The sequence below is a fragment of the Onishia niordana genome (assembly GCF_004798965.1).
Lineage (GTDB): Bacteria > Pseudomonadota > Gammaproteobacteria > Pseudomonadales > Halomonadaceae > Onishia > Onishia niordana.
Map to the genome: position 1 here is coordinate 1 of NZ_SDSD01000141.1, position 249 is coordinate 249.

1 pseudogene is annotated in these 249 nt (G+C 35.7%); it reads right to left on the reverse strand.

Annotated elements, in window-relative coordinates:
- A pseudogene (locus tag ETC27_RS18505) lies at positions 1-249 on the reverse strand (gamma-glutamyl-phosphate reductase); the annotation flags it as partial.

Here is a 249-nt window from a genome sequence, read left to right on the forward strand (position 1 = left end):
TGAATTTGAATGTAGTAAGGTCATTAATTCCCATAGGTCCTCGTGAGTGTAGCTTATTAGTTGAAATTCCAACTTCTGCTCCTAATCCAAAGGCTCCCCCATCTGTAAATCTAGTACTTGCATTTGCATATACACAAGCTGCATCTACTTGATCTAAGAATTTATTTACTACAGTATAGTTCTCACTTAAAATTGCTTCTGAGTGTCCTGAGCCATATTTTGATATATGAGAAATTGCTTCAGCTACAT